The organism is Aquabacterium sp. (assembly GCF_030652515.1).
Lineage (GTDB): Bacteria > Pseudomonadota > Gammaproteobacteria > Burkholderiales > Burkholderiaceae_C > Aquabacterium.
Map to the genome: position 1 here is coordinate 1 of NZ_JAUSAR010000180.1, position 25,293 is coordinate 25,293.

Annotated in this window: 17 protein-coding genes; 7 read left to right on the forward strand and 10 right to left on the reverse strand. The window is 63.6% G+C overall.

From position 1 onward, the window contains the following. Positions 1-200: 200 nt before the first annotated feature. On the forward strand, positions 201-1,145 hold the full coding sequence (locus tag Q7V20_RS20585) for an ATP-binding protein (protein ID WP_304795445.1): 945 nt from the start codon (positions 201-203) through the stop codon (positions 1,143-1,145). A gap of 21 nt (positions 1,146-1,166) precedes the next feature. Here Q7V20_RS20585 and Q7V20_RS20590 read toward each other — a convergent pair whose 3' ends face one another. The 3 genes from Q7V20_RS20590 to apbC form a co-directional block, all read right to left on the reverse strand. Then, positions 1,167-1,805 carry a response regulator gene (locus tag Q7V20_RS20590; protein ID WP_370652527.1) on the reverse strand — a complete coding sequence of 213 codons (639 nt, stop codon included), beginning with the start codon at positions 1,803-1,805 and terminating at the stop codon, positions 1,167-1,169. A gap of 93 nt (positions 1,806-1,898) precedes the next feature. Further along, a complete protein-coding gene (locus Q7V20_RS20595) occupies positions 1,899-4,526 on the reverse strand; it encodes a PAS domain-containing protein (RefSeq protein ID WP_304795449.1) in 2,628 nt (875 codons plus the stop codon). Between the two features lie 20 nt (positions 4,527-4,546). Continuing rightward, positions 4,547-5,671: an iron-sulfur cluster carrier protein ApbC gene (apbC, locus tag Q7V20_RS20600; protein WP_304795451.1), complete on the reverse strand. Its 1,125-nt coding sequence runs from the start codon at positions 5,669-5,671 to the stop codon at positions 4,547-4,549. Positions 5,672-5,785: 114 nt separating this feature from the next. Between apbC and metG the strand changes: the two genes are divergently transcribed. Both metG and Q7V20_RS20610 read left to right on the forward strand, forming a co-directional pair. Beyond that, the gene (metG, locus tag Q7V20_RS20605) at positions 5,786-7,882 is read left to right on the forward strand and encodes a methionine--tRNA ligase (RefSeq protein ID WP_304795453.1); all 2,097 of its coding nucleotides are present in this window, start codon (positions 5,786-5,788) and stop codon (positions 7,880-7,882) included. 40 nt (positions 7,883-7,922) lie between these two features. Further along, positions 7,923-9,632 carry a SulP family inorganic anion transporter gene (locus Q7V20_RS20610; RefSeq protein ID WP_304795455.1) on the forward strand — a complete coding sequence of 570 codons (1,710 nt, stop codon included), beginning with the start codon at positions 7,923-7,925 and terminating at the stop codon, positions 9,630-9,632. Positions 9,633-10,316: 684 nt separating this feature from the next. On the opposite strand, the gene Q7V20_RS20615 is transcribed toward Q7V20_RS20610, so the two are convergent. Next, on the reverse strand, positions 10,317-11,324 hold the full coding sequence (locus Q7V20_RS20615; RefSeq protein ID WP_304795458.1) for a CYTH domain-containing protein: 1,008 nt from the start codon (positions 11,322-11,324) through the stop codon (positions 10,317-10,319). Between the two features lie 91 nt (positions 11,325-11,415). On the opposite strand from Q7V20_RS20615, the gene Q7V20_RS20620 reads away from it, so the two are divergent. Together Q7V20_RS20620 and Q7V20_RS20625 are read left to right on the forward strand one after the other, a co-directional pair. Further along, positions 11,416-11,619: a DUF3460 family protein gene (locus tag Q7V20_RS20620; RefSeq protein WP_304795460.1), complete on the forward strand. Its 204-nt coding sequence runs from the start codon at positions 11,416-11,418 to the stop codon at positions 11,617-11,619. 62 nt (positions 11,620-11,681) lie between these two features. Continuing rightward, on the forward strand, positions 11,682-12,452 hold the full coding sequence (locus tag Q7V20_RS20625) for a ScpA family protein (protein WP_304795493.1): 771 nt from the start codon (positions 11,682-11,684) through the stop codon (positions 12,450-12,452). A gap of 3 nt (positions 12,453-12,455) precedes the next feature. On the opposite strand, the gene Q7V20_RS20630 is transcribed toward Q7V20_RS20625, so the two are convergent. After that, entirely contained in the window at positions 12,456-13,328 is an 873-nt protein-coding gene (locus tag Q7V20_RS20630) for a sterol desaturase family protein (protein WP_304795462.1), read from the reverse strand. Positions 13,329-14,151: 823 nt separating this feature from the next. Here Q7V20_RS20630 and panB point away from each other — a divergent pair. Together panB and panC are read left to right on the forward strand one after the other, a co-directional pair. Then, positions 14,152-14,985: a 3-methyl-2-oxobutanoate hydroxymethyltransferase gene (gene panB / locus Q7V20_RS20635; protein WP_304795464.1), complete on the forward strand. Its 834-nt coding sequence runs from the start codon at positions 14,152-14,154 to the stop codon at positions 14,983-14,985. 2 nt (positions 14,986-14,987) lie between these two features. Beyond that, positions 14,988-15,866, forward strand: a complete 879-nt coding sequence (panC, locus tag Q7V20_RS20640; protein ID WP_304795495.1) for a pantoate--beta-alanine ligase — start codon at positions 14,988-14,990, stop codon at positions 15,864-15,866. Between the two features lie 9 nt (positions 15,867-15,875). Here the strand turns inward: panC and Q7V20_RS20645 are convergent, their stop codons facing one another. The 5 genes from Q7V20_RS20645 to Q7V20_RS20665 all read right to left on the reverse strand — a co-directional run bounded on the left by Q7V20_RS20645 (position 15,876) and on the right by Q7V20_RS20665 (position 25,238). Continuing rightward, positions 15,876-17,876, reverse strand: coding sequence for an ATP-dependent DNA helicase (locus tag Q7V20_RS20645; protein ID WP_304795466.1), 2,001 nt, complete (start codon positions 17,874-17,876; stop codon positions 15,876-15,878). 51 nt (positions 17,877-17,927) lie between these two features. Beyond that, positions 17,928-20,606, reverse strand: a complete 2,679-nt coding sequence (locus Q7V20_RS20650; RefSeq protein ID WP_304795467.1) for a zinc-dependent metalloprotease — start codon at positions 20,604-20,606, stop codon at positions 17,928-17,930. Positions 20,607-20,702: 96 nt separating this feature from the next. Further along, positions 20,703-22,850 carry a TRAP transporter large permease subunit gene (locus Q7V20_RS20655; RefSeq protein ID WP_304795469.1) on the reverse strand — a complete coding sequence of 716 codons (2,148 nt, stop codon included), beginning with the start codon at positions 22,848-22,850 and terminating at the stop codon, positions 20,703-20,705. 109 nt (positions 22,851-22,959) lie between these two features. After that, positions 22,960-24,012, reverse strand: a complete 1,053-nt coding sequence (locus tag Q7V20_RS20660; RefSeq protein ID WP_304795471.1) for a putative solute-binding protein — start codon at positions 24,010-24,012, stop codon at positions 22,960-22,962. A gap of 209 nt (positions 24,013-24,221) precedes the next feature. Further along, positions 24,222-25,238: a hypothetical protein gene (locus tag Q7V20_RS20665; RefSeq protein WP_304795473.1), complete on the reverse strand. Its 1,017-nt coding sequence runs from the start codon at positions 25,236-25,238 to the stop codon at positions 24,222-24,224. Positions 25,239-25,293: the final 55 nt, after the last annotated feature.

Sequence of the window (25,293 nt, forward strand, 5' to 3'; positions counted from 1 at the left end):
AGACCGCAGGGGCATACTGTGTCTAATCGTTAACTAATCACGGACTTTACAGGCACAGTGAAATGGTCAACCAGCAGAAGAAACCCCTTGCGGTCCTTCTTACAATCATTTGAATGCCGGGTAATCATTCTTTTTTAAGTCAGGCGGCTCTCCGTCGGCGGTCCCAAATCCTTTTGATGGGGTGGGGTGCGGCGGGTTTGATGACGCTTGTCGTGATGGTGCTGTTGGGCGCACCGGCGTGGGCGCACAGCCTGTTCCTGTTGTTGTGGTGTGTGGTGTGGGGAACGGCTTTGGCATGGTTACCCGCGCCAGAAGCAGGGATCAGGCCAGATGTGCCCTTGATTCCGCCGATTGAGGCGGTGAGCGAGCCCGAACCCGCCATGCCTGACGACGACTGTGTGCCCGCCATGAGTGAATCCGACCAGGAAGTCTTGCGCTACGCTTTGTCGCACGACCTTCGGGCGCCACTGCGTGTGGTCGATGGCTTCACGCGCATCCTCAAAGAGGATTACGGCAAGGTGCTGGACCGCGTGGGCAATGACCACCTGGACCGCGTGCTGGCGGCCTCCAGCCGCATGAACGGCATGATCGATGCCATCCTGGCGCAGGCGCAACTGGCGCGGGAGCCGGTGGAGCGCGAACGCATCGACCTCAGCCTTCTGGCCAAGGAGGTGGTCAGGGATTTGTCCGACCTGGAGCGTGACGAAGGGTTGGTGACCGGGCAGGCCAGTCGGCGCGCCGAGTTCAAGGTGGCCGACGGCATGGTGGCCGAGGCCGATCCCACGCTGGTGCGGCGCGTGCTGGACAACCTGATGGGCAATGCCTTGAAGTACAGCGCCAAGGTCGAGCACCCCTGCATTGAAATCGGCGTGATGCCTGCGACCAATCCAGCGGTGTTTTACGTGAAAGACAACGGGGCCGGTTTTGACATGCAGCACGCCGACAAGCTGTTTGGTTTGTTCCAGCGCCTGCACAGCGCCAAGGAGTTTCCGGGCACTGGCGTGGGCCTGGCGGGCGTCAAGAACATCATCTCGCGCCATGAAGGCCGGGTGTGGGCCGAGGCCCAGTCAGGGCAGGGCGCTTGTTTCTACTTCACCTTGATCAGTGCCGCCCAGGCGCAAGCCCAGGGCCGCCGCCGGGGCTGATTGACCTTCCTTGCGATCAGGTCAGTTCAGCGGCCCGAGTCCGGACAGCACTTCCTGGGCGTCCAGCAGGCGTTCGCACCAGGCGTCGATGGAGCGGCCTTCTTGTTGTGCCTGTTTGCGCAAGCGGTCCAAAGCTTGACCCCGCCCCAATGAATGCCGGTGCATGACGATGCCCACGGCCAGGGCCACGGTCTGTGCCAGAGGGTCGGCGCTGGACGAGGCGGCGGAAGTTTTGGCCTGCGTTGTCGTCTCCGTGGCCTGAGCTTCGGCTTGCGCGGCGTTTTTGCGCCGATTGGCGAAGGCCGATTCCACGGCGGGCACGATCTGCTGGATGTCCAGCGGCTTGACAAGGTAGGTCACGGCGCCCAGCTCCTTGACCTGCGCCACCGTGGCCTCGTCGGCAAACGCCGACAGGAACATGAAGGGGATCTGGCAGTACTCACGCAGGTAGGCGGCCACGTCGAAGCCGGTTTTGCCTTCCATGCGGATGTCCAGCAGGGCCAGTTCGGGCTTGTGTTCGTGGGCCAGCAGGATGGCGTCGTCGCCGTTGTCAGCGTCGATCACTTCGTAGCCAGCTTGTGACAGGCCGTGGGTCAACGTGGCCAGCACCAGCCGATCATCGTCCACCACCAAAATTTTGCCTTTGTGATTCACGCACATCCTCATTGGGCCGTGAAGCCCTGGAACGCTACGGAGACCTCTGGCCTCAGATCACGTCAAGACTGATTCGCCATTTTGCACGGCATTCCCTGCTCATTGTGGCCAAAGTGCAATCTGCTGACCAGAGGGAGCACCCAGGATGTGGGGGGTGGGCACCAAACTGATGCCTGGCGGATTCAGTTCGATCCGGGTGACGACCTGTTCACCTGCCTGGGTCATGCTCAGTTTGGAGCTTCGGCGGGGCAGCAGGGCGCGGACCAAGCCCAGACCCGACACGCCGCCAGGCACCCGGTGCACGTTGAAGCCTTCGGGCAACACCCCGGTGTTGCGTATCTCGATGCAGACCTGTTGCTCGCTGCAGATCATGGAGCAGGTCAAGGCCTCGGCGGCCAGGCCATGTTTGTGGGCATTGGTGAGCAGTTCGTTCAGGCTGAGCGCGATGGGGATGGATTCGGCCTCCGGCAGTTGCCATTCCGAGGCGTTGCTGCCTTCCACCACCAGGGTGATGGTGCGGCTGAAGGTACGCTGCACCGACTGGGCGATGGCTTCGATGACGTTTTTAAGGCGCAACGGGCCGCCAGCGCCCACTTGCAAGCCATAGACCTGGGCAATGGCCTGAACCTGGCCCACCACTTCCGAGATGGCCGATGCGACTTCTGGCTTGCGGGCCGCGATCTGCTGCAGCAGGCCCGCCACGCCTTGCAGGTTGTTCTTGATACGGTGGTGCACTTCCTTGACCAGCATTTCACGCTGCGCAATGGCGGCCTCCAGCCGGGCTTGCTCGGCGGCGCGTTGCTCGCTGACGTCGGAGGCCACCAGCAGCAGTTGGTCGGCAGTCTGGCCGTCGTGCGACAAGGGCAGGTAGCTGACATCCCAGGTTTGCACGGCCGAGCCTTGCTCGAACTTGTATTCGCGTTGCAGCGGTTTGGCGGAGTCGAGCGCCCTGAGCATGTCTGCTCGCAACTGGCGGCCACGGTCCTCGCCGTGGATTTGCTCGGGGGTGAGCCCGGCTGCCTTGGTTGGCTCGATCTTCATGAACGCCGAGGCGGCCTGGTTGGCCTGGATGACGGTCAGGGTCTTGGCATCGCACAGCGTGATGGTCATGGGTGCCATCTCGATGATGCGCTGGAGGGTGGCTTGGGCTTCCACGGTCAGCGCCTCGGCTTCGCGGCGCCTGTCGATGTCCATCAGGGCGTAGGTGATCTGGCGTTCGTTGAACTCGCCCAGGGTGACCACGGCGTTGCCCACCACCCAGAACACGCGCCCATCGCGGCCCATGACCTGGCACTCGAAGGTGTGCGATTGGCCGTCGAGCAGGTCGTCCAGGTAGCCGGTCAGGCGGAAAGGGTGGTCGATGTCGGGCGTGGCGACGGTGCTGAGCGGGTGCCCGAGAAAATCGGGCAGGTCGCCGCCAAACATGCGCCGGGCGGATCTGTTCATCCAGGCGATGCCGCCGGAGTCGAGCGTGACGATGCCGACGAACACCGAATCCAGGATGGCGCGGGTGCGGTCGGCCTGCAGCGTGAGGTTTTGTTCGGCGCGGTGCCGATCATCGACGTTGACGAAGGAGGCAATGAAGCCTTCTTCAGGCTGATCGGGCTTGACCAGGCGCAGGTTGACTTCGGCCCACAAAGGGGTGCCACGCGGATGCCGCAGGGCCCGCTCGCCTTGCCAGTGGCCGTGCTCGCCGAGTTGCGCCAGGATCTGGTCGTCGGTCCTGGCCAGGGTGCTGGTGTCGACATCGGTGATGTACAGGCTGGCCAGGGGGCGGCCGGCCATGTCTTGGTGGTCCAGGCCCAGCAGGCTGGCCAGGGCCGGGTTGGCGCTGTGCACCAGGCCGTCGCGCACGAAGGCGATGCCCACGCCCGACATGGTGAACATCAGATCGCGGTCGCGGCCCAGGGCTTCCAGCTGGGCTTGTTGCGAGCGGATGCGCGTGATGTCCGACAGCACCGCGATGACTTCCAGGGTGTCGGTGCGGGGGCCGATGCGGCGCACCGACAGCGCATACCAGCGCGTGGGGAAACCGGGGGCCACGATTTCCAGCTCGCTTTCGAACTGGCCGGTGTTCTGCAGCTCGACGGTGGATTGATCGACCACGCGGCGGATGCGCGGGTCGCTGTCCAGCAAGGCGTCCAGGTGCTGCCCGGTCAAGGTGCCGGGGCTCAGGCCCAGCATGCGTTCGAAGCGGCGATTGCAGCGCACCAGGATGTTGTCGCGCAAGTAGGCGATGCCAGCGGGGCTGCTTTCGAGGATGGTGCGCAACTCGTGCAGCAACTGGTCCTGGTCGAACTCCATCAGGCCGGAGGGTTCGCCGCTGGTGTTGGCGAAGTCGGGGGGCTTTGGCGTCTGCACCACGAAGGCCAGGGGGTTGGTGTCGTGCACCACGCACAGAAAGCGCTCGGGCTGACCGGGGACGGCGGGGTGGGCGTGCACCTGGCTGCGCAGGTAGCGCTGGTTGGGGGAGCCTTCGTCAATGCAGGCCAGGTTGGTCAGTGGCGGGGCGCCGGGGGCCAGCCCGATCAGGGCCAAAGGGGCGTCCCAACCGGTGAGCCGCTGCAGGGCTTCAGACTCGTGGCTCAGTGCAGCGCCTGGCGCAGGGGCCTTGCCGAACAGCCCGGCAAAGGCCGCGTTGCTGCGCAACAGGTGGCCATGCTCGTCAAATTCGATCAGGGCCTGGGGGACCAGATCGAACCAGGCATCGTCAGTGCGGTGAGTCATGGCCAGGGCGGGGGTGAATTTCAGGCGTCGGTCTTGGGCACGACGGTCACGCCCGGCAGCTTGCCTGAATAGTCTTTGGGCAGCTTGGACAGTCCAGCCGCCAGGCGTTGGGCCATGTCCTTGTACAGGCCCGCCACCTTGCCGTTGGGGTCGGCGGCCACCGTGGGGTTGCCGCTGTCGGCCTGCTGGCGGATGCTCAGGTCCAAAGGCATGGAGCCCAGCGCGGGCACGCCGGTTTCCTCGGCCAGGCGCTTGCCGCCGTCTTCGCCAAAGATGTGGGCTTCGTGGCCACAGTTGGGGCAATGGTAGGTGGCCATGTTCTCGACCACGCCCAGCACGGGCACCCCCACTTTTTCGAACATGCGCAGGCCCTTGCGGGCGTCCAGCAGCGCGATGTCCTGCGGGGTGGTGACGACCACGGCGGCGGTGAGCGGGGCACGCTGGCACAGGGTCAGGTGGATGTCGCCGGTGCCGGGGGGCATGTCGACGATCAGGTAATCCAGCGGGGCGTCGGGGGCGCCCCAGCGGGTCTGGCGCAGCAGTTGTTCAACCGCCTGGGTGGCCATGGGGCCGCGCCAGATGGTGGGCGCGTTCTCGTCGATCAGCAGGCCGATCGACATCATCTGCAGGCCGTGGTTGCGCAGCGGTTCGATGCTTTTGCCATCGGGGCTGTCGGGGCGGCCGCTCAGGCCCATCATCAGGGGTTGGCTGGGGCCGTAGATGTCGGCGTCGAGCATGCCCACGCTGGCGCCTTCGGCCGCCAGGGCCAGGGCCAGGTTGATGGCGGTGGTGCTTTTGCCAACGCCGCCTTTGCCGGAGGCCACGGCCACCAGATTTTTCACACCAGGCAGGGGTGCCTGGCCACGTTGAGGCGCATGGGTTTGAACCTTCGTGGCCCAGTTCACCTCGACGTCGGCAATGCCGGGCACCTCGTCAAGCGCCTGCATCACCAGTGCGGTGTAGGTGGGCCAGCGCGACCGGGCAGGGTAGCCCAGGGTGATGTCCACGGTGGCATGGCCTTGTTCAACCCGCAGCGATTTGAGTTGCTTGCCGCTGACCCAATCCTGACCGGTCAAGGGGTCGATGACGGCGCTCAACGCGGTGCGCGCGGCGGTTTCAAGGGCGGATGGTGCGGGTAGGGACATGCTGGCGGAGGCGGTGGGCAGGTGGGGCGGGAACAGGGCTGAGAAAACTAATCCAGGCAGTCAGTCTAGCGCGGCCTAAAATCCAGGACTTTCCCCAAGCCTTTCCTTGCCGCCATGTCACGTCAGCTCTTTGTCACGACAGCCCTGCCTTATGCCAACGGCCACTTTCATGTGGGCCACATCATGGAGTACATCCAGGCCGACATCTGGGTGCGGTTCCAGCGCATGCAAGGGCACCGCGTTCACTTCGTGGGGGCCGACGATGCCCATGGCGCCCCCATCATGATCGCGGCTGAAAAAGCTGGCAAGACGCCGCAACAGTTTGTGGCCGACATCGCGGCCGGCCGCAAGCCCTACCTGGATGGCTTTCACATCGCGTTCGACCATTGGTCGTCCACCGACAGCCCGGAAAATCATTCGCTGGCCAAAGAGATCTACGTGGCGCTGCGCGAGGCGGGCCTGATCACCGTGCGCCCGGTCGAGCAGTTCTTCGACCCTGAAAAGAACATGTTCCTGCCCGACCGCTTCATCAAGGGCGAGTGCCCCAAATGCGGCGCGAAAGACCAGTACGGAGATTCTTGCGAGGTGTGCGGCGCGGTGTATTCGCCCATCGAACTGAAGAACCCCTATTCGGCCCTGAGCGGCGCCACCCCGGTGCGCAAGACCAGCGACCACTATTTCTTCAAGCTGTCCGATCCGCGCTGCGCCGAGTTCCTGGAAGCCTGGACGCAAGATGGCAAGCTGCAATCCGAGGTCGGCAACAAGATCCGCGAATGGTTCACCAAGGGCGAGAATGGCGAAGGTGGCCTGAGCGATTGGGACATCAGCCGCGACGCGCCGTACTTCGGCATCGAGATCCCCGATGCACCGGGCAAATATTTCTACGTGTGGCTGGACGCGCCCATTGGCTACCTGGCGTCGCTGAAAAGTTACTTCGCCCACGGCGGCCCCAAGGCCAAATATGGCGAGAGCCGCAGCTTTGACGAGTTCATGGCCGATCCGGCGGTCGAGCAGGTGCACTTCATCGGCAAGGACATCACCTACTTCCACACCCTGTTCTGGCCTGCGATGCTGAAGTTCAGCGGCCGCAAATTGCCCAACCAGGTCAATGTGCATGGCTTCATGACCATCAACAACGGCGACAAGATGAGCAAGAGCCGGGGCACCGGCCTGGACCCGCTCAAGTACCTTGGGCTGGGCATGAACCCCGAGTGGCTGCGCTACTACATTGCGGCCAAGCTCAACAGCAAGGTCGAGGATGTTGACTTCAACCCCGAGGATTTCGTGGCCCGGGTCAACAGCGACCTGGTGGGCAAGTACGTCAACATCGCCAGCCGCTGCTCCAACTTCATCCACAAGTACTTTGAAGGCAACCTGGCGCACCTGGATGCGGGCGACGAAGGCAAGCTGCAGGAGATGATCCCGCTGCAAGCTGTGATCAGCCGCGAGGCCTTGATCGCCGAGTCGCTCGACAAGCGCGAGTTCGGAAAGGCCCTGCGCGACATCATGGCCGCCGCCGACGAGATCAACCAGTATTTCGACACGGCCAAGCCCTGGGAGCTGGCCAAGGACAGCGCCCAGCATGAGGCCAACAGTGCCTTGCACGAAGTGTTGTCGGCCTGCATGGAGGGCTTCAAGTATCTGACGCTGTTCCTCAGCCCCATCCTGCCGGATGTGACCCGCCGCGCCTTTGACTTCCTGGGCTTTGACCAGCCCCTGACCTGGGCCGAGCGCAGCACGCCCGTCACCACCATCCGCAAGTACGAACACCTGATGACCCGCGTGGATCCCAAAATGCTGGAAGCGCTGTTCGAGCCACCCGCACCTGCGGTGGTCGAAGCACCCAAGCCGGGCGGTGAGGAGATCGCCGCCACCATCACCATCGACGATTTCGCCAAGGTCGATCTGCGCATCGCCAAGATCGTCAATGCCGAGCACGTCGAAGGTTCCGACAAGCTGCTGCGCCTGACGCTGGACGTGGGCGAGGGCCGCATGCGCAATGTGTTCAGCGGGATCAAGTCGGCCTACAAGCCCGAAGACCTGGTCGGCAAGCTGACGGTGATGGTGGCCAACCTGGCGCCGCGCAAGATGAAGTTCGGCGTCAGCGAAGGCATGGTGCTGGCTGGCTCGCACGCCGATGAAAAAGCCAACCCGGGCATCTACGTGCTGGAGCCTTTCCCGGGCGCCCAACCCGGCATGCGCGTCCGCTGAACCAAGGTCTGGCACAAGGCTTGCTCAAGCTGAACCTCACATGAGTCGCCTTCTGCCAACGGCCTGGATCAAGCGTTTGGGCCTTGACCTGGCCCCTTTCCGACCCCGCTTGCTGGACGACCTGCAGGGCTACAACCGAGGCCGGTTCATGACCGACCTGGGGGCGGGCCTCACGGTGGGCATCGTCGCGCTGCCTTTGGCCATGGCCTTTGCAATCGCCTCGGGTGTCAAGCCAGAAGCAGGCTTGTTCACCGCCATCATCGCGGGCTTCATCATTTCCGCGCTGGGCGGCTCCAGCGTGCAGATCGGCGGGCCGGCGGGGGCTTTCATCGTCATCGTCTACGGCATCGTCGAGCATTACGGCGTGGCCAACTTGCTGATCTCCACCGTGATGGCGGGCATGCTGCTGTTCGTGCTGGGCCTCTTCCGGCTGGGCGTGCTGGTGCGCTACATCCCGGTCAGCATCGTCATCGGCTTCACCAATGGCATCGCGGTACTGATCGCGCTGTCGCAGTTCAAGGACCTGCTGGGCTTGAGCCCTGCGCACATGCCGGCCGATTTTGTCGGGCAGATTCGGACCATCGGCGCCCACGCGCACCAGTTCAATCCCTTTGCGCTGGGCCTGGGCTTGTTGACCGTGCTCAGCCTGTGGGCCTGGCCCAGGATGTTCTCGCCCGGGCGCTTGTTGCCCAAAGTGGTGTTGGAGGCGCGCACCATCCGCGTGGCCTCACGCATGCCGGCGCCCATGGTGGTCTTGCTGGTGCTGACCTTGGCGGCGGCCTTGCTGCAACTGCCCGTGGCCACCATTGGTTCGCGCTTTGGTGGCATCCCGCAGGCCTTGCCGCAACTGGCCTGGCCTGATTTCAGCTGGGAGGGCGTGCGCAACCTGTTCATCCCCACGATCACCATCGCCTTGCTGGGCGCGATCGAGTCGCTGTTGTGCGCCCGCGTGGCCGACAACCTCACCGACTTGCCCCGCCACAACCCCAATCAGGAGTTGATGGCGCAAGGTGTGGCCAACATGGTGGCGCCCTTCTTCGGTGGCATCCCGGCCACGGGCACGATCGCCCGCACGGTGACCAACGCACGGGCGGGCGCCACCAGCCCGGTCGCTGGCATGGTGCATGCGGTGGCTTTGTTGTTGATCGTGCTGGTGGCCGCGCCTTTGGCGGTTCACGTGCCTTTGCCGGTGCTGTCTGGCATCTTGCTGTTCGTGGCCTGGAACATGGGCGAGTGGCGCGAGTTCATCAAGCTGCGCCACTTCAACTACACCTACCGGATCATCCTGCTCGGCACCTTTTTACTCACCGTCATCTTCGATCTGACGGTGGCGGTGGAGGTGGGTCTGGTGCTGGCCTGCGTGTTCTTCATCTACCGCATGAGCACCTTGTTCCGCATCGAGCCATTGGCCATGGGCGATCCGAATATCGCGGTGTTCAAGTTGTATGGCGTGCTTTTCTTTGGGGCCGTGGGCAAGGTTGAGGACCTGGCCGAGCAGCTACCTTCGGATGCCCGCGTGGTGGTGCTGGAAGCGCACCGGTTGATTTCGATCGACACCTCTGGCCTGGAGGCTTTGCTGCAGTTGCGACGTGCCCTGGCGCGCAAGGACATTCAACTGGTGTTGTGCGAGGTCAATGAGCAACCACTGGGCTTGATCCACCGAGCGCACCACGATGACACTTTGGGGTCGGCCAATGTGGTCAAGGATTTGGCCTCGGCCTTGCTGCGGGCGCGTCAGTTGATTCAGTGACCGTGGTGGGTTAGGAGCATTTTATGGAGCGCGCGGGGCGGGGATGAGTCGGAGGCGGGCGGGGCTCCTATGGTGGCGGTCCACCGCTTCGCGGCGGACTGCTCTGCGGTGCTCGCCCGGGGCGGGGATCGTCCGAAACTCGCCCTTGCAGGGCTCAAACAACGGACGATCCTTTTTCCGCCCCGGGCTGCGCTCCTCGACGCCCCCGAAGTCGCCCCGCCAGCCTCCGCCTCATCCCTGATCGCCCCGCTGGTGGCGTGGCACGGTTTGGGGCGGTGGCATGGCAACGGGGTGGCGTTTGCAGTGGTCGTGCAATTGGTGCCCGTTACGCGGCTGTTGGTCCACCACCAACTGCAACCGTGGCATGCCACCAGCGGGGCGAAAAAGGGCTGGGGCGGTCGTCGGCGGGGCGCCTGGCTTGGTGCTGAGACGCGCAGTGCCGAGGTGGGCGCGCGGCAGCGCGCATCAACATCTGACTGGCCGTGGTTGTTTGAACGAAGCGGATGAAATCCGCGCAGTGAGGTTCCACGGCCCCACCTCGGCATGAGCATCGGAAGGCAGTCCCGCTAACAGCGGGACCACCAAGCTGAAGCCCGGCCGGCGACCGCCCTAGCCCGCGCCCCGCGCTGCCAAGACAAAGCAAAGCGCCCCTGCAACGCCATTGCAGCCACTGACTTGGGGCCCTCACAGCAGCGCTGCGAACAACTCAAGGCAAAGCAGTGTGGTGCTGGGCGCTCGGGCCAGGATGGAGGCGCGCTCATGATCTTGCAGCGCCAGCAGCAAAGCCTGAACACCCGGCATGGCGCCATGAGGAAAGGTCGCCGCTTGTGGTGGATCACTCGAAGCCCCGGCTTGATGCGCTTGATTCAGCAAAACCAACTCTTGCAGGGCCTGCCGCCATGACTCGATCTGCCGCAGATCGGGGGCCGGGCTGGCGGCAACCGCGCTCATGGCATCGGTGAGGCTCTCCAAGGCCTCCGCCAAGCCCATGCCGACACGGGCGTTTTGTGGCACAGCAGCCTTGCCTGGCGACTCGCCCGCGGCCTGACGCGCCAAGCGATCGCCCCGGTGCGCCTTGGTCTGGGTGTCCAGCCAAAGATCATGGCCAAGCACCCAATCACGCGCCATGGCGATGACGGCCATCGGGTGGCCGCTCACCAGTTCAATCTCCAGTTCTTGCACCGCCACGCTCAAATCGCCAGCGTGGATGTGCCCCAAATCCAAGGCGAGCTCAACGGCGCCGGCCTGGGGCGTGCCTTGGCCCACGGACACGCGGGCGGTCTGGCGCCAGATGTCGGTGCGGTACAGCTCGACCAAACCCGCGTGTTCACCCCAGCGGTCCTGGCCCGGATTCCACCCGAGCGTCCTGATCAGCGAAGCCTCGGCTGGCGAGCCCAGGTGCAGGCTCAAATCAATTCTGGCGGCGCGGCCCTCAGAGGGCGCAGGCGCGGGCTGATTGTCTTCCAGCCGGATCATGGTGTTGGCGCCAGACGCTTTCAGGGTCTGAACCCAACGTTCACCCTCCTTGCGCAGCCGCAAGGCGCTGCGTGCCTGGCCCAGGCGGCGATCGGGCGTGTCAAAGTAGTGCGCTTGAAGACGTTCGCGGGCGTGACCCGGCAAGCGTTCAATCTCGGCCGACAAAACCGCGAGCGAATCGGCCGGGATCTGAAATTTAAGTTCGATTTCCTGCATAAGGGTTGATTGTGGCGGCGGCCCTGGCCCTCAAGTGCCGCGCAGGCCGATAAAATGCCGGATTGATCCTCTCTTTTGACTGGTACCCACCATGCCGCTTTTCTGGAAGCCCTACAAGTCTGACGTGACGCAGTTCATCGACAGCCTGAAGCAGCGCGACCCCCAACTGGAAGGCCGTCAGCGCCAGGGCCGTTCCCTGCTGTGGGACAAGGCCGTTGACCGAGACGCGCAGCAGGATTTCCGCGAGTCGAGTGTGGCCCAGCAGCCCTACGTCTACCAGACCAAGGGCGACTGACCGCTGTGAGCGAGCAAGTCCTGGACGAGAACCACCTGCCCGAGGTCGTTGACCGCGTGGCGATGGCGCGCCTGTATGGCGAGCCTTTGTTCTCGATGCCGCTGGATCTGTACATCCCGCCCGATGCGCTCGAGGTCTTCCTTGAGACGTTTGAAGGCCCGCTGGACTTGCTGCTCTACCTGATCCGCAAGCAGAACTTCAACATCCTGGACATCCCGCTGGCCGACGTCACGCGCCAGTACCTGGCCTACGTTGACCAGATCCGCAAGCACAACCTCGAGCTCGCCTCCGATTACCTGCTGATGGCCGCCATGCTGATCGAGATCAAGTCTCGGATGCTGCTGCCGCCCAAGAAGTCGGAGGATGGTGAAGAGGCCGAGGACCCGCGCGCCGAACTGGTTCGCCGCCTGATCGAATACGAACAAATGAAGCTGGCAGCGGCGGGGCTGACCCGGATCCCGCAACTGGGCCGCGACTTTTTGCGAGTGCAGGTGCACAACGACCCGTCGGTGCGCGTGCGCCACCCCGATGTCGCTTTGGTGGATCTGCGCGAAGCCTGGGCCGACATCCTCAAGCGCGCCAAGCTCAACACGCACCACATCATCACGCGCGAAGAGCTGTCGGTGCGCGAGCACATGGGCATCGTGCTGCGCCGCCTGCAAGGCCAGCGCTTTGTCGAGTTTGAGCATTTGTTCGACGTGTCGCGCGGCCCGCAGGTGCTGGTGGTGACTTTCATCGCCTTGCTGGAGCTGGGCAAGGAGCGTCTGCTCGAGATCACCCAGGCCGAGGCGTTCGCGCCCATCTACGTGCGCCTGGCCTACCACCCAGCCTGATCATCAGCGCTCTGTGCGCTCAACGCGCTCCCAATCGGGCGGCGCCCACAGGTGTTTGAGGCGTTGCCACAACGGCCCTGGCCGCATCGCATCGCGCCCCATGGCCTGCCACTCGTGGAACATCATCACCAGCGGGTTGCTGGTGTGGATCTGCTTGACGATGCCGTAGTCGCAAGGTGCCTCCTCGGGCACGAAGCTGCCAAACAGCTTGTCCCAGATGATCAGCACACCAGCGTAGTTGCGGTCCAGGTACTGCGGGTTGCGCGCGTGGTGCACGCGGTGGTGCGAAGGCGTGTTGAAGATCGCCTCGAACCATCGGGGCATTTTTCGCACCGACTCGGTGTGCACAAAGAACTGATAGGCCAGGCTCACGGCCACCACCAGGATCACGTGGCGGGTTTCGAACCCAATCCAGGCCAGGGGCAGCCAGAACACCCACATGCCTGAGATGGGATACGTGGGGCTTTGCCGCAGGGCGGTCGCCAGGTTCATGGTCTGGCCGGAATGGTGGGTCACGTGGCTGGCCCACATCCAGCGCACGCGGTGGCTGGCGCGGTGGAACCAGTAATAGCAAAAGTCTTGCGCCACCAGCAGCCCGACCACGCTCCACCAGGTGATCGGGATGTCGAACAGGCGGTGCTGGTAGATCAGGTCGAACAGGCCGACCAGCAAGGCCCAGGCGATGCCGTCGGCCACCGCGTGGCTCAGCGCCAGGCTGATGTTGATGGAGGTGCCTTTGACCGTGTAAGTCTGTTGCTGCCGACGCTTCAGCCACCAGGCCTCAAAGGCCATGCAGGCTGCGAAAATCGGACCCATCAGGAGCAGGAAGACCTTTTCCAGGCCGATTTGATTCAGCTGTGTCCAAAACGCGGTCATGCCTTGTCCAAACATCGTCAATGACATGTCGCGATGCTAGTGCAGTGTTTCCTTTTGTTGGGAACTTGTTTTTGAGTTCGCGTTGGCGTTGGCGTTTTGTCCTGGCAGCGCGGGGCGGGGATGCGTCGGTGGCGAGCGGGGCTCCTGCGGTGACGGTCCGCCCCGCAGCGGCGGACTGCTCTGCGGTGCTCGGCCACGGCGGGCGGCTGCGGAACTCGCTGTCCTTCGGCAGCTCAAACAGTCCTCGCCGACCCCTCGCTGCGCGAGGGGCAACCCGCCGTGGCCTGCGCGCCTCGACGCCCCCGAAGTCGCCCCGCCCGCCTCCGCCTCATCCCTGATCGCCCCGCTGGTGGCGCGGCACGATAGGCGGCCGAGGCAGGCCACCAGCGGGGCGAAAAAAGGCTGGGCGGGCCTCCGGCGGGGCGCCTTGTTGGTGCTGAGAAGCACAGCGCTGAGGTGGGCGCGCGCGGCGCGCATCGTCATCTGACTGGCCGTGGATGTTTGAGTGAAGCGGCCAAGGGCCGCGCAACGAGTTCCACGGCCCCACCTCGGCGCGAGCATCGCAAGGCAGTCCCGCTTGAAAAGCGGGGCCACCAACATGAAGCCCCGCCGGAGACCCGCCTAGCCCTCGCCCCGCGCTGCCCAAAAAAGCAAACCCACCGCAGCCTCGCCCCAGCCATCGCGGGCAGTGCATCAAGGCAATGCCAGCAAACGTCGAATATCACGCTAGCCCCAGTCGCCCGTGGGCACTTGCAGAATTTCCCGCGCACGCCGTGACTTGTCGGCCTAGAATCGCGCCACTTTGGCACCAGACCCCCGCGACATGAGCTCAGTGACCCCCGCTGCCTTGCCCGCCCGCAAGCCCTTGAACCTGCACCGCCTGCGCGAGATGCATTCGCAGGGTGAAAAAATCACCATGCTGACCTGCTACGAGTCGTCGATGACCCGCCTGCTGGACGATTGCGGGGTGGACTGCATCCTGATCGGCGATTCGCTGGGCATGGTCGTGCAAGGCCAGTCCAGCACGGTGCCGGTGTCTTTGGCCGACATCATTTACCACACCCGCTGCGTGGTGCGCGGCAACCGCCACACCTGGGTCATCAGCGATTTGCCCTTTGGCAGCTACCAGGAGAACCGCGAGCAGGCCCTGCGTTCCAGCGTGGCCCTGATGCAGGCTGGTGCCCAGATGGTCAAGCTCGAAGGCGGCGGCTGGACGGCCGAGACCGTGCACTTTTTGACCGAGCGCGGCATCCCCGTGTGCGCCCACTTGGGCCTGACCCCGCAAAGCGTGCATGCCTTGGGCGGCTACCGCATCCAGGGCCGCGATGCCGCAGGCGCGGAGACCTTGCGCCGCCATGCCAAGGAGTTGGCGCAGGCGGGTGCCGCCATGGCGGTGCTGGAGCTGATGCCTTCCGATGTGGCTGCCGCTGTGCAGACGGACAACCCCGGCATGATCACCATCGGCATTGGCGCAGGGCAACGCACGGCCGGCCAGGTGCTGGTGCTGCACGACATGCTCAACATCACGCGGGGCAAGTTGCCGCGTTTCGTGCGCAACTTCATGGCCGAGGGCGGCTCCATCGATGATGCCATCCGCCGCTTTGTGTCCACCGTCAAAGACGGCAGCTTCCCCGACGAAGCCATCCACGGGTATTGATGATGAAGATCATCCACACCATTGCCGAGTTGCGAACCACCGTGGCCGAGGCCGCCAACGCGCCGGTGTTCGTTCCTACCATGGGCAATCTGCATGAAGGCCACCTGGCCTTGATCCGGCAAGCCCGCGGCATCGCCGACCAAGGCAGTTGGGGACGCGGGCTGGTGGTGGCCAGCATCTTCGTGAACCGCCTGCAGTTCGGTCCGAACGAAGATTTCGACCGCTATCCCCGCACTTTGGCGCGCGATGCCGAGCTGTTGGCCGGTGCCGGTTGCGACGTGGTGTTCGCGCCTGATGAGGCCGAGCTTTATCCGGAGCCGCAAGGCTACAAGGTGACGCCTCCCGAGGCGCTGGCCAATCTGTTGGAGGGCGAATTCCGCCCGGGGTTTTTCACGGGCGTGTGCACCGTGGTGGCCAAGCTGTTCAACATCGTGCAGCCGCGCGCGGCGGTGTTCGGCAAGAAGGACTACCAGCAGCTCATGGTCATCAAGGGCATGGTGCGGCAAATGGCTTTGCCCATCGACATCGTGGGCGGCGACACGGCCAGGGCTGACGATGGCTTGGCCTTGTCTTCACGCAACGGCTACCTGAGCACGGAGGAGCGTGCCCAGGCGGTGCAGTTGTCGCAGGCTTTGCAGCGGGTGCGCGATCTTGTACTGGCAGGTCGCACTGGATTGCCCTGCGATGGCCTGGCGAAGATCGAAGCTCAAGCCCTTGAGAAGCTCGGGCAGCAAGGCTGGGTGCCGGACTACGTCAGCATACGCCGCCAGCGCGATCTGTTGCCGCCTTCAGCCTCCGAATTGGTGGGCAGCGAACCCCTGGTGGTGGTGACCGCGGCCAAGCTGGGCAAGACCCGCCTGATCGACAACCTGGAAGTTTGACCGAGCAGCTCAGAGGGTGCTTAAGAAAGCCACCACGTCATCTTCCTTGCGGCTGCGTTTCATCGGCGGCAGGCTTTGCCAGATGCGCTTGCCGTAGGGCTTTTCGATCAGGCGCACGTCGCCGATCATGAGCACGCCCCGGTCAGTCTCACTGCGGATCAACCGGCCCGCGCCCTGCTTGAGAGCGATGATGGCCTGCGGTACCTGGTGCTCCATGAAGGGGTTGCCGCCTTCTTGCTCCAGCAGTTCCAGTCGCTTGGCCAGCACGGGGTCATCGGGCGGTGCGAAGGGTAGCTTGTCGATGACCACCAGGGTCAAGGCGTCGCCCTTCACGTCAATGCCTTCCCAGAAGCTGTGGCTGCCCACCAGCACGGCGTTGCCCGCGCGCCGGAAGTCGTCCAGCAAGGTGGGACGGGGCGCATCGCCTTGCCGCAAGACCGGGAAGGGATCACCGCCTTCTTCGAACAGTTTCTTGAGGTGGTCGGCCGCCCGCTGCACCGCGCGGTGGCTGGTGCACAGCACGAAGGCCCGGCCACGGTTGGCGCGGATCAGGGGCAGGGCGGCATCGACCAGGGCTTCCGTGTGGTTGGGTGCGCTGGGCTGCGGCAACCCCTCCGGCACGTAGAGCATGGCCTGTGTGGGGTAGTCATAAGGGCTGGACCAGGCCAGGCAGTGCGCATCCTCCAACCCCAAAGCCTGGGTGAAATGCGTGAAGTCGTTTTTGACCGCCAAGGTGGCCGAGGTGAAGATCCAGGCGCGGCGCGGTGCTTCGGCTGGCGGCTTGGCCTCGGCTTCTTCCTCGCCGTCTTCATCGGCTTCGAAGGCGTTGTCGGTGAGCCCCAGGCGCTGGCGGCGGAACACATCGGCCACGGAGATGGGCGTGCGATGCAGTTGCAGGCCATGGCTGCCCACATCGACCCAGCACAGCTCGGGCTCGTTCGCGCGTTCTGGCGCGCCCCAGGCGGACAAGCGCTGCATCAGCGCGTGGGCGCGGCGCTGCAACTGGGCCAGGTCGGGGCTGCGGTCGGCTTGTGATTCCAGCGTGTCCCGCACCTCGGACAGGGCTTCGCGCAAGGTGAGCAGGGCGGCGTGCAGTGGATGCGTGGGGCCCAATTGGGGCTGGGCCAAACGCTGTGTCTGAGGCCCAAAGCACAGGCGCATATCGCGGGTGGCGCGGTCCAGCGGGGCCAGCACATCATTCCATTTCGCCCCATCGCGAGCCTGGGTCTGGCCGGTGGCCAGCGCGTCTCTCAGCAAGTCCAGCAGTTGCGCGGTCGAAACCGAGTCGCCAAAGAACAGCGTGGCTGTGTCCGGCAACTGGTGGGCTTCGTCAAAGATGACGGTCTGGGCGTTGGGCAGCAACTCAGGCACACCTTCCTCGCGCAGCATCAGGTCGGCGAAGAACAGGTGGTGGTTGACCACGACGACATCGGCATCCTGGGCTTCGCGCCGGGCCTTCATCACGAAGCAGTCGGTGTAGTGCTTGCATTCGCTGCCCAGGCAGTTCTCGCGCGTGGACGTGACCCGCGCCCAGATGGTGGCGTGCTCGGGCACGGTGGGGCATTCAGCCTTGTCGCCGGTGGGGCTGAGGTGGATGAAGCGGTTGATCAGGCCCAGGTCCTTGACCTCCTGGCGGCTGCTCAGCATGGCGTCCTGGTTGGCGCCGTTCAGATGGTGCCAGCACAGGTAGTTGCTGCGGCCTTTGAGCAAGGCCACCTTGACGGGCACGGCCAGGGCCGCGCGCACGGCGGGCAGGTCGCGGTGAAAGAGCTGATCTTGCAGGGCCTTGGTCCCGGTCGACACGATGACCTTGCCGCCTTCCAGCAAGGAGGGCACCAGGTAGGCGGCAGTCTTGCCCACGCCGGTGCCGGCTTCAAGCACGACGGTGCTGGCGTCGTGAATGGCCTGCGCCACCGCCTGCGCCATTTCGATTTGCTCGTGGCGCACGTGGTAGCCGTCGAAGGCGCGGGCCAGGGGGCCGGAGGCGGAGAAAATCGTGGGCAGGTCCATGGTGGGCATCAATTAGCAGCGCCCATTGTCAGGCCTGTCGGCCTCCCTCCTTCAGGGGCTTGCGCGGACCACCGATGCGCTGAGGGCGCGCTCCAGGGTTTCAATGCAATCGCGGCGGTGCGCTTCTGAGGTGCTCGATGTGCTGCTGCCCCATGGGCTGGACCGTAGCGTGGTCAGCAGGCTTCTGGCTTGCTCTCGGACCACCGAGCGCACGTCGGCTCGGCTGCTGGCCGACCGCACCACCAGGGCGGACAGCCGATTCACGTGCTCGCGTTGCAGATTGCGCCGCCAGGGCGCGTCGTCTCCCGTGGGTGGGCTCACTGGCGCCCCCCACACCGCGTCCTTCACGCGCTGGTGCATCTCGCGCGGGGTCAGCGGCGCTTCGCGGCGGTCGCGCGTGCGGTCGATGTTGTCCAGCATGCGCTCGGCCAGTCCGTCGGCCATCAGGGAGGTCAGCACCAGGCGTTGCAATGACAGCAGCGTGTCGGCCATGGAAAAATCGGTCCGGATGCCACTGCCCTCGACCCGCTCAAAATAGTCTGGCGCCATGCGTCGTTGCAGGGCCGGTGACAGGCTCAGGGCTTGTGGTGACAACAGCTCACGGGCGATCAGCTCCAGGGCCGCGCGTTGGGTGGCAGCGGGCAACGGGTCCAGGGGATCACGACCGCTGCCTGCCGCATTGCGCCGCGTGACCAAACCACCTACCTGGCGCAAGAGGATTTGCGACGTGCGCCCCACGTCGCGCAAGGCGTAGGTGACTCGGCGGCGAAGCAGGCTGGGGTCATCCGCCGTACTGGCTTTCTCCTGGGTCTGGCGTCCGATCAGGTCTTTGGCGATGATCAGGCGCTGGCGCGCGAAGACCACGGCATCGCGGCCCAGGTCGAAGGTCAGCGATTGCGGGTCGAGCCCCAGGTACTCGTCTTCGTCGGTGCCAAAGTCCAGTTTGTCCGACCAGGCCGGGTCGGCGCTGCGCTCGGCAATGTGCCGCAGCTCCAGCACTTCCGGGGTGCCCAAGGGCTTGTAGCCATATTCGATGGCCCAGAAATCGTAGGGCCCCAAGGTGGTTTGAAAGGCTGCGGGCGCGGGCCGACCAGGCAAGGGCAGGTTGATCGGCGCATAGTCCATCACCGAGGCACTGTTGCCTTCGCGCAGCGTCAAGGCCGGATCAGCCAGTTGTTCGGCAGTGTGCCAGCGCGAGCCTCGAAAGTTGTGTCGCAAACCCAAGGTGTGGCCCACCTCGTGCATGGTCGTGTCTTTCAGGTAGGCCAGCACGAAGGCCTGAACGTCCGGGCTGTCCGGGTCCAGCCGACCTGACGTTGCCATCAGGTCCAGGCCATAGCCCAGTTGCTCGGCCGCTTCAGCCGCGTGTGCGCATTGGTCGTCGGTTGAGTGGGTCGATGGGGCTGCGATGATCTCGCTGCGCAAGGTGCGGATCGAGCGTGAAGACAGGCTTTCCAGCGCGATGTCCGCCTGCAGGATTTCACCGGTGCGCGGGTCCACGTGCGTGGGCCCGATGGCGCCAAAACCGGGTTGGCTGTTGGTCATCCAGCGCACGGTGGCCCGGGCCGACCCCGAGGCCTCGTCAGCTTTGCCGGACACGGGCTCGCGTACCTGGATTGCATTGCTGATGCCAATGGCCTCAAAAGCCTTGTTCCACGCCAGGATGCCTTCGGTGATGACCGGGCGGTAGGCCAGCGGGATGTTGGGGTCGAGCTGGTAGACGATGGGCTGAACTGGCGCCGACATGGCCGCCGCCGGGTCTTTCTTCTCCAGCCGCCAGCGGCTGATGAAGCGTTGCCGAGGGGTGCGCGCGAGATCTTGCGTGAAGTCGGCCACCGTGGTGGTGAAGTAGCCGACGCGGGGATCCGCAGCACGCGGTTTCATGGCGGTTTCCGGCAAGGACCTCAGGCTGTAGCGCACATTGATGAACAGGCTGCGGGGGTCGGGCACAGAGGTGGGCACGCCGGGTGCTGCGCCGCCTGCTGAGCCATTGCCCGCTGCGATGGAGTTGGTGGCGAAATGGTGCAGGATGTCAAAGCTCAAATGGTCGCTTTGGGTGCGCGCCACCGACAACGCCGAATTGCGCGAATCCAGCGCATAGCTTTGCTTGTAGGCACGCTGCAGCTGCAGCACCAGCCCCAGCATGTCGTTCACCCACAAAGGGTTGGCCTCGATCAGGATGGCGCCCGTTTGGGCTTGAGGCGCACTGGCCACGCCCACGCTGGCCAGCAGGCTGGGCGAAAACGCGGCCTGAACCGCGAGCTCTTGCGGCGTGCCTTTTTGCGCCGTGTAGGCCGCGTTCATGGCCAGCAGTTGCACCTGCTGTTGAACCCGGCGGAACTCCACCCACTGGGGGCGCCCCACCTGGGCCGAGCGACTCGTGATCAGCCCGCCAAAAACGCCTGCCTCGCCAATCCCGGTGACCACCGTGGGTGACAGGAAAAACGCGCGCCCCAGATTGGCGGGCGTCAACTCGATCCAGACCTTGTCTTGACGCTTCCATAAGGGCAGCAGGCCGTCCATGCGCTGAGCGCCCTTGATGACCGTGTCGAAGGCGGGAGCCTGCCCGGGAGGAGGCATTTGAGCAGGGGTGGCCGCCGTCGGAGGGGTCGTGGGCGTCGAGCTCCAGCCGATCAACTGAATGGCTCCGCTTTGCAAGGTGCTGCATCCGGACAAGGTCAGTGCCACGGTGGTGATGAACAAGGCGGAACGCGTGCGGTGCAGACTCATGAAAAACCTGGGAATGGCATCAAGGGCCAGTATCAATAAAAAACCCGGCCCGTGCGAGTGCAGGGGCCGGGTTTTGTGGCGAAGTCGCCGTCGAGCTTATTCGGTCGGGTGTGGGAACCAGTCCTTGACGGCGGACAGTTGAGGGAAGTCCTGCACCGACAGGGGCCCGAAAGCCACGAAGCACAGGCCGATGGCCATGACCACCGGGGGCAGGATCCAACGCTCGTGGCGGCGGTAGAAACCCAGGTGCTTGACTTCGCGGTCGGCCAGACTGACCTCGGCCTCTCCGATCACTTGGCGCGTCAGCAACTGGTTCAGTGCAACGGGGGGGGACAGGTAGCCCAGCTCAAAAGCCACCAGCACCATCATCCAGAAATGGACTGGATCAATGTTGTTGGCATAGGCGATCGGAGCCAGGGTGCCCGACACCAGCACGACAGCGCCGAACGGATCCATGATCATGCCCAGAATCACCATGGTCAAGACCAGGAAAGCCATCGCAGTCCAATGACTCTCGAACACCTGCGGGAAGTTGTTCATGACGCCCGAGCGCTCGATCACGCCACCCATCGCCAGCGACAAGGTCATCAAGGTGAGCAGGGCACCAATGTGGCCGATGGTCTCGTTGGTGGCGAAACGGATGGAGCGTTCCACCCCAGGCTGGCGATGGCTTGCGTAGTCCGGCGTGATCTCGGTCTTGCCCTTGTTGATGATCTTGTCGAAGATCAGGATGATCAACAGCATGACCGGCATGATCGTGGGTGCTGTGATTTCATTCAGCTTGGTGTCCAGCCCGTACTGGTACAGGGCGATCACGACGACCACCACACCCAAATAGGGCAGGGTGGGAATCACGGCGCGCAGGGTGCCGGGAATCGCCACGCGGAACGACTCGATCGAGGCGCGTTGCGTGCGCAACATTTGGGAGCCCAGGAAGAACAGCGTTGAGGTCAGCAGGAAGACATAGAAGCCCCAGTGGTACAAGACGTTGGTCGTCACTTCCTTGTTCAGCGCGGCGATCAGCACCACCAGCAGGCAAGGGCGCAGCACCACACCCAGCGAACCGGACATGGCCGTGGCGCCCAGCGCGAACTGACGCGAACCACCCGCAGCGCGAACCTCGTGGTAGATGATGCCGCCAGCAGCGATCACGAAAATACCCGACGCGCCCGTGTAGGCGGTGGGCAAGGCTGCGGCCAGCAGGATGATGTAGGTCAGCAACTGGGGCGACAGGCGCCACGGACGCAGCAGGTCCAAGAACAGGTCAACGATGCGGCTTTGCTTGAGCAGCATGCCCGCCAAGATGAACAGGCCCAGGTTCAGGAAGATGTTGGGCAATTCCATCAGCTGGTTGACGTAGATGGCCAGGCCCGAGGGGTGGTTGTTCAGCAAAAAGTACACGCCCGCGTTGATGCCCATGTACGCATACAGCGGGGTGGCCAGGAAGGCCGCACCCCAGGTGCCATCGCCATGCTCCGACTTCACCGGCATCACGATGCGCTTGAGGTTGATCAGCAGGATGGCGGCAGTGAAGGCCATCCACACATAGTGCAGCAGCGGGTGTTCGACCGGCACGCCGGACCCTTGCAGGATCTGGTAATAGCTGACACACGAGTACAGCAGCAATCCGGCCGCAATGGCTTGGGCGATGGATTGCACCAGGTAGTCCCGGGTGTAGTGGCCAGGACGGATGCCGATGTGGTGGAACCCCAGTGTGGTGGTGATGGCGGCGATGGACAGCATCAGCAACAGAATCAGGGGTCGGTTCTCGGTGCCTATTTGAAACAGGCCGAAGAAGCTGGTCTCGATGGTGCGGTAAATCTTGACCTGGGTGGTCTGGTGCTCTTGCACGCGGCGATACAGATCGTGCTTGGCCTTGCAGATCTCGATGGCCTGCTCCATTGAGCGGCGTGCCACGGCCGGATCTTGGGGGGCTTGCTCGCCGAAGAGGTCATCGACGTCGTCGCTACTGCCTACCTTGGTTGCGGCTTGCTTTTGAAGCGCGGCCTCAATGTCTTGATTGGCATCGCAGCTGGGCTTGGTTGGCTCAGCCCGCAACATGAAGTACTGCACTTGCGCTGAGGGATCGCCGAACATGGACTCACCCAGTCGCAACAACTGTCCATGCACCATTTCGCCGGTGCCAATGATCAAGGTCAGCAGCAGCAGTGCAAACACCGGTAGGCTGGAGAACCATTCCAGCGGGGAACGCCCCAGGATTTGTCGAGAGTTAGAAGTGATCATGATCGCTCAGTTGGTGCATCGCAGCAAAATGCGTCCACCAGTAGGAAAAAGGGGGCTTTGGGCCCCCGGTTTTTTTGGCTTGAAGTCAGGCCGTCATGTGGCCTGAGCTTTACTTCCAGTCTTCTTCTGATTTGGTCGCGCATTCAGGGTCTGCAGGGTTCACGCTGCAACGAATGCGTTTGATGATTTTCAACCCCCGTTTGTCATACATGCCCTTCTGAGCGATGTCGATGCGTGACTCGCGCAGCATCAGGGTGTACTTGTAGGCATTTTCGGAACTCAGCTCCATCCAGGTCGAGGGCGGGATGCTGGCGTCGGATTGCTTGACCAGTTGCAAGGCGCGGTCGAATTGGGTCAGCCAGTAGTCGCGTGACTGGTCTCCAAAACCCTCTGGGAACTTGGTCTTGTTCAGGATGACCTGGTAGGTCAGGATCAGGATCGGGAAGCGCACCATGGCGCCGTTCTTGCCGATGCCCTTGTGCAGTTCCAGTGGCTTGTAGGCCAGGGTGGGCGCGGCGATGAAGTCCACCGAGCCGTTGTTGAACTTCGACGAGAAGTTCATGATGTCGGCCGACACGGGTTGCGCGCCGATCTTCTGGATCATCACGGCCTGGGCCTTGTCGTAATCGAACGACGCGATGCGCTTGCCCGCCAATGCTTCCACCGTGTTCAGCTTGCGGTCGTTGACGACTGGGTAGGCCGCGCCCAGGGGGATCACACCACCGACTTCGTAGTTGCCATCGATCATCAGCTTGCCAGCCTTGGGATCGGAGAAGGTTTGCACGATGCGGCGCACCACTTCGTAGCTGGCGGTCATGTCGATCTTGCCATCCTTGACGATGGTGGTGGCCCCCAGCGAGTCAATCGCACCGGCCACTGGGTTGAACTGACGAGTGCGGAATGCCGTGGCAATCAGGCCATCGCATTGGCCCGTGCGGAAATCTTCGGTCGCGACACGTTCGTCGGTGTAGCCCTTGAGCTCAATCGACACGCCGTGTCGTTGAGCTCCGATCACGTAGTCCTTGGCCATGCTGAAGAGGTCACCTGAGGCGCCCAACAGGTCATACACGCAGATCCGTTGGGCGGCCTGTGCTGTTGACATTGCGCTCAACGCCAAAACGGCAGCGGCGCTGATCTTGCTCATGGTCTTGACCATCTTCATGAAGTCTCCTAGGTACCAGAAAAAACATGCGCCGATGGTGGATCGGCGCCAACTACGCTTTGTTTTTCAGTGCGTAAAAATCTGACCACGGCTGTGCGCGTGATCGTTAACTTTGTAACTATAGCCGCCCAAATGCCCCCTCAGGTAAACCCCGCCCCCCGCCCACGGGGGAAGGAGTTTCCCTAGTAAATTCAATGCGTTAAACGCATTTATTTGAGGAAGCTGTCGGCATCGATGGCAGGGCCGCTGGCCTTGTCATCCCAGAACTTGCCCAGGCTGTTGATGGGGGTGCGCGAGCCCGTGTTCTGAGTCCACATGCGGTCAGAGATGATGATCATCTGGGCTTCGGCAATCGAGTCCACCAGGCGGTAATCGGTGTTGACCTTGAAGTTCTCGATGGTGGCAAAACGCTTGATGGCAGCACGCACGGCAGCCGTGTCATCAGCCGATTGCGCGGCAATGGCGGCCATCACATGAGGCAGGCGCACGCCGGCTTGTTCGCCAATGGTCATGTTGGTTTCAAAGGTGCCCTTGACGTCCTTGCCGTCAGCGCCGCCAGGGATGATGCTCCACAGCGCGGCGCGCAAGGCTTGGGGGGCGCCCCACCACTTCTTGTTGTCCAGGCAGGTCATGGCGAATTCAACCTGAGGGGGGATGTCCAGCGAGACGCCCACGGCTTGTTGTGCACCCATGTCGCTTTGAACGGCTTGCACGCCAGAGACCGAGCCCAGCAGGTAGACCATTTCATCAAAGTCGCGCTTGAACTTCGGGCAGTTCTTGCCGTACTTGAAGAAGTATTTTTGTTCAAGCTTGGTGCGCATGCGCTCGAACGAGGTGACCTGACGGTGTGCCGACAAGGCCATCAGGCGCTTTTGAGCAATGCGGGCATCCTGGGCTTCGTCAGAGCGCTTTTCGCGCGATGCGCGGATGTAGCGCAACTCTTCTTCGATGGCCCGGGCGTCGGAGCACACAGCGGCCGATTGCAACATCACGGTTTCCATCAGCGACGGGTCGCCGTAGAAGTTGCGGGCGGCGCCCACCAGCGGGCCGTTGGCCAGCGCGAAGGTGCAGCCCATGTCCACGTCGCCGAGCTTGAGCGTTGGCGGCGTGAAGCCTTCTTCCAGGATGTTCAGCGTGACGCCACTGGTACCCGACTCCAGCAAGGCGCATCCGCTCATGGTCAAGGTGGAAAGAGCCACCACGGAGGCGGTGAGGATTCGGGTCATCCGAGGAATCATTGAGGGGTCTCCAGAGGGTGTTTTTCAGGGGCGCGACAAGTCG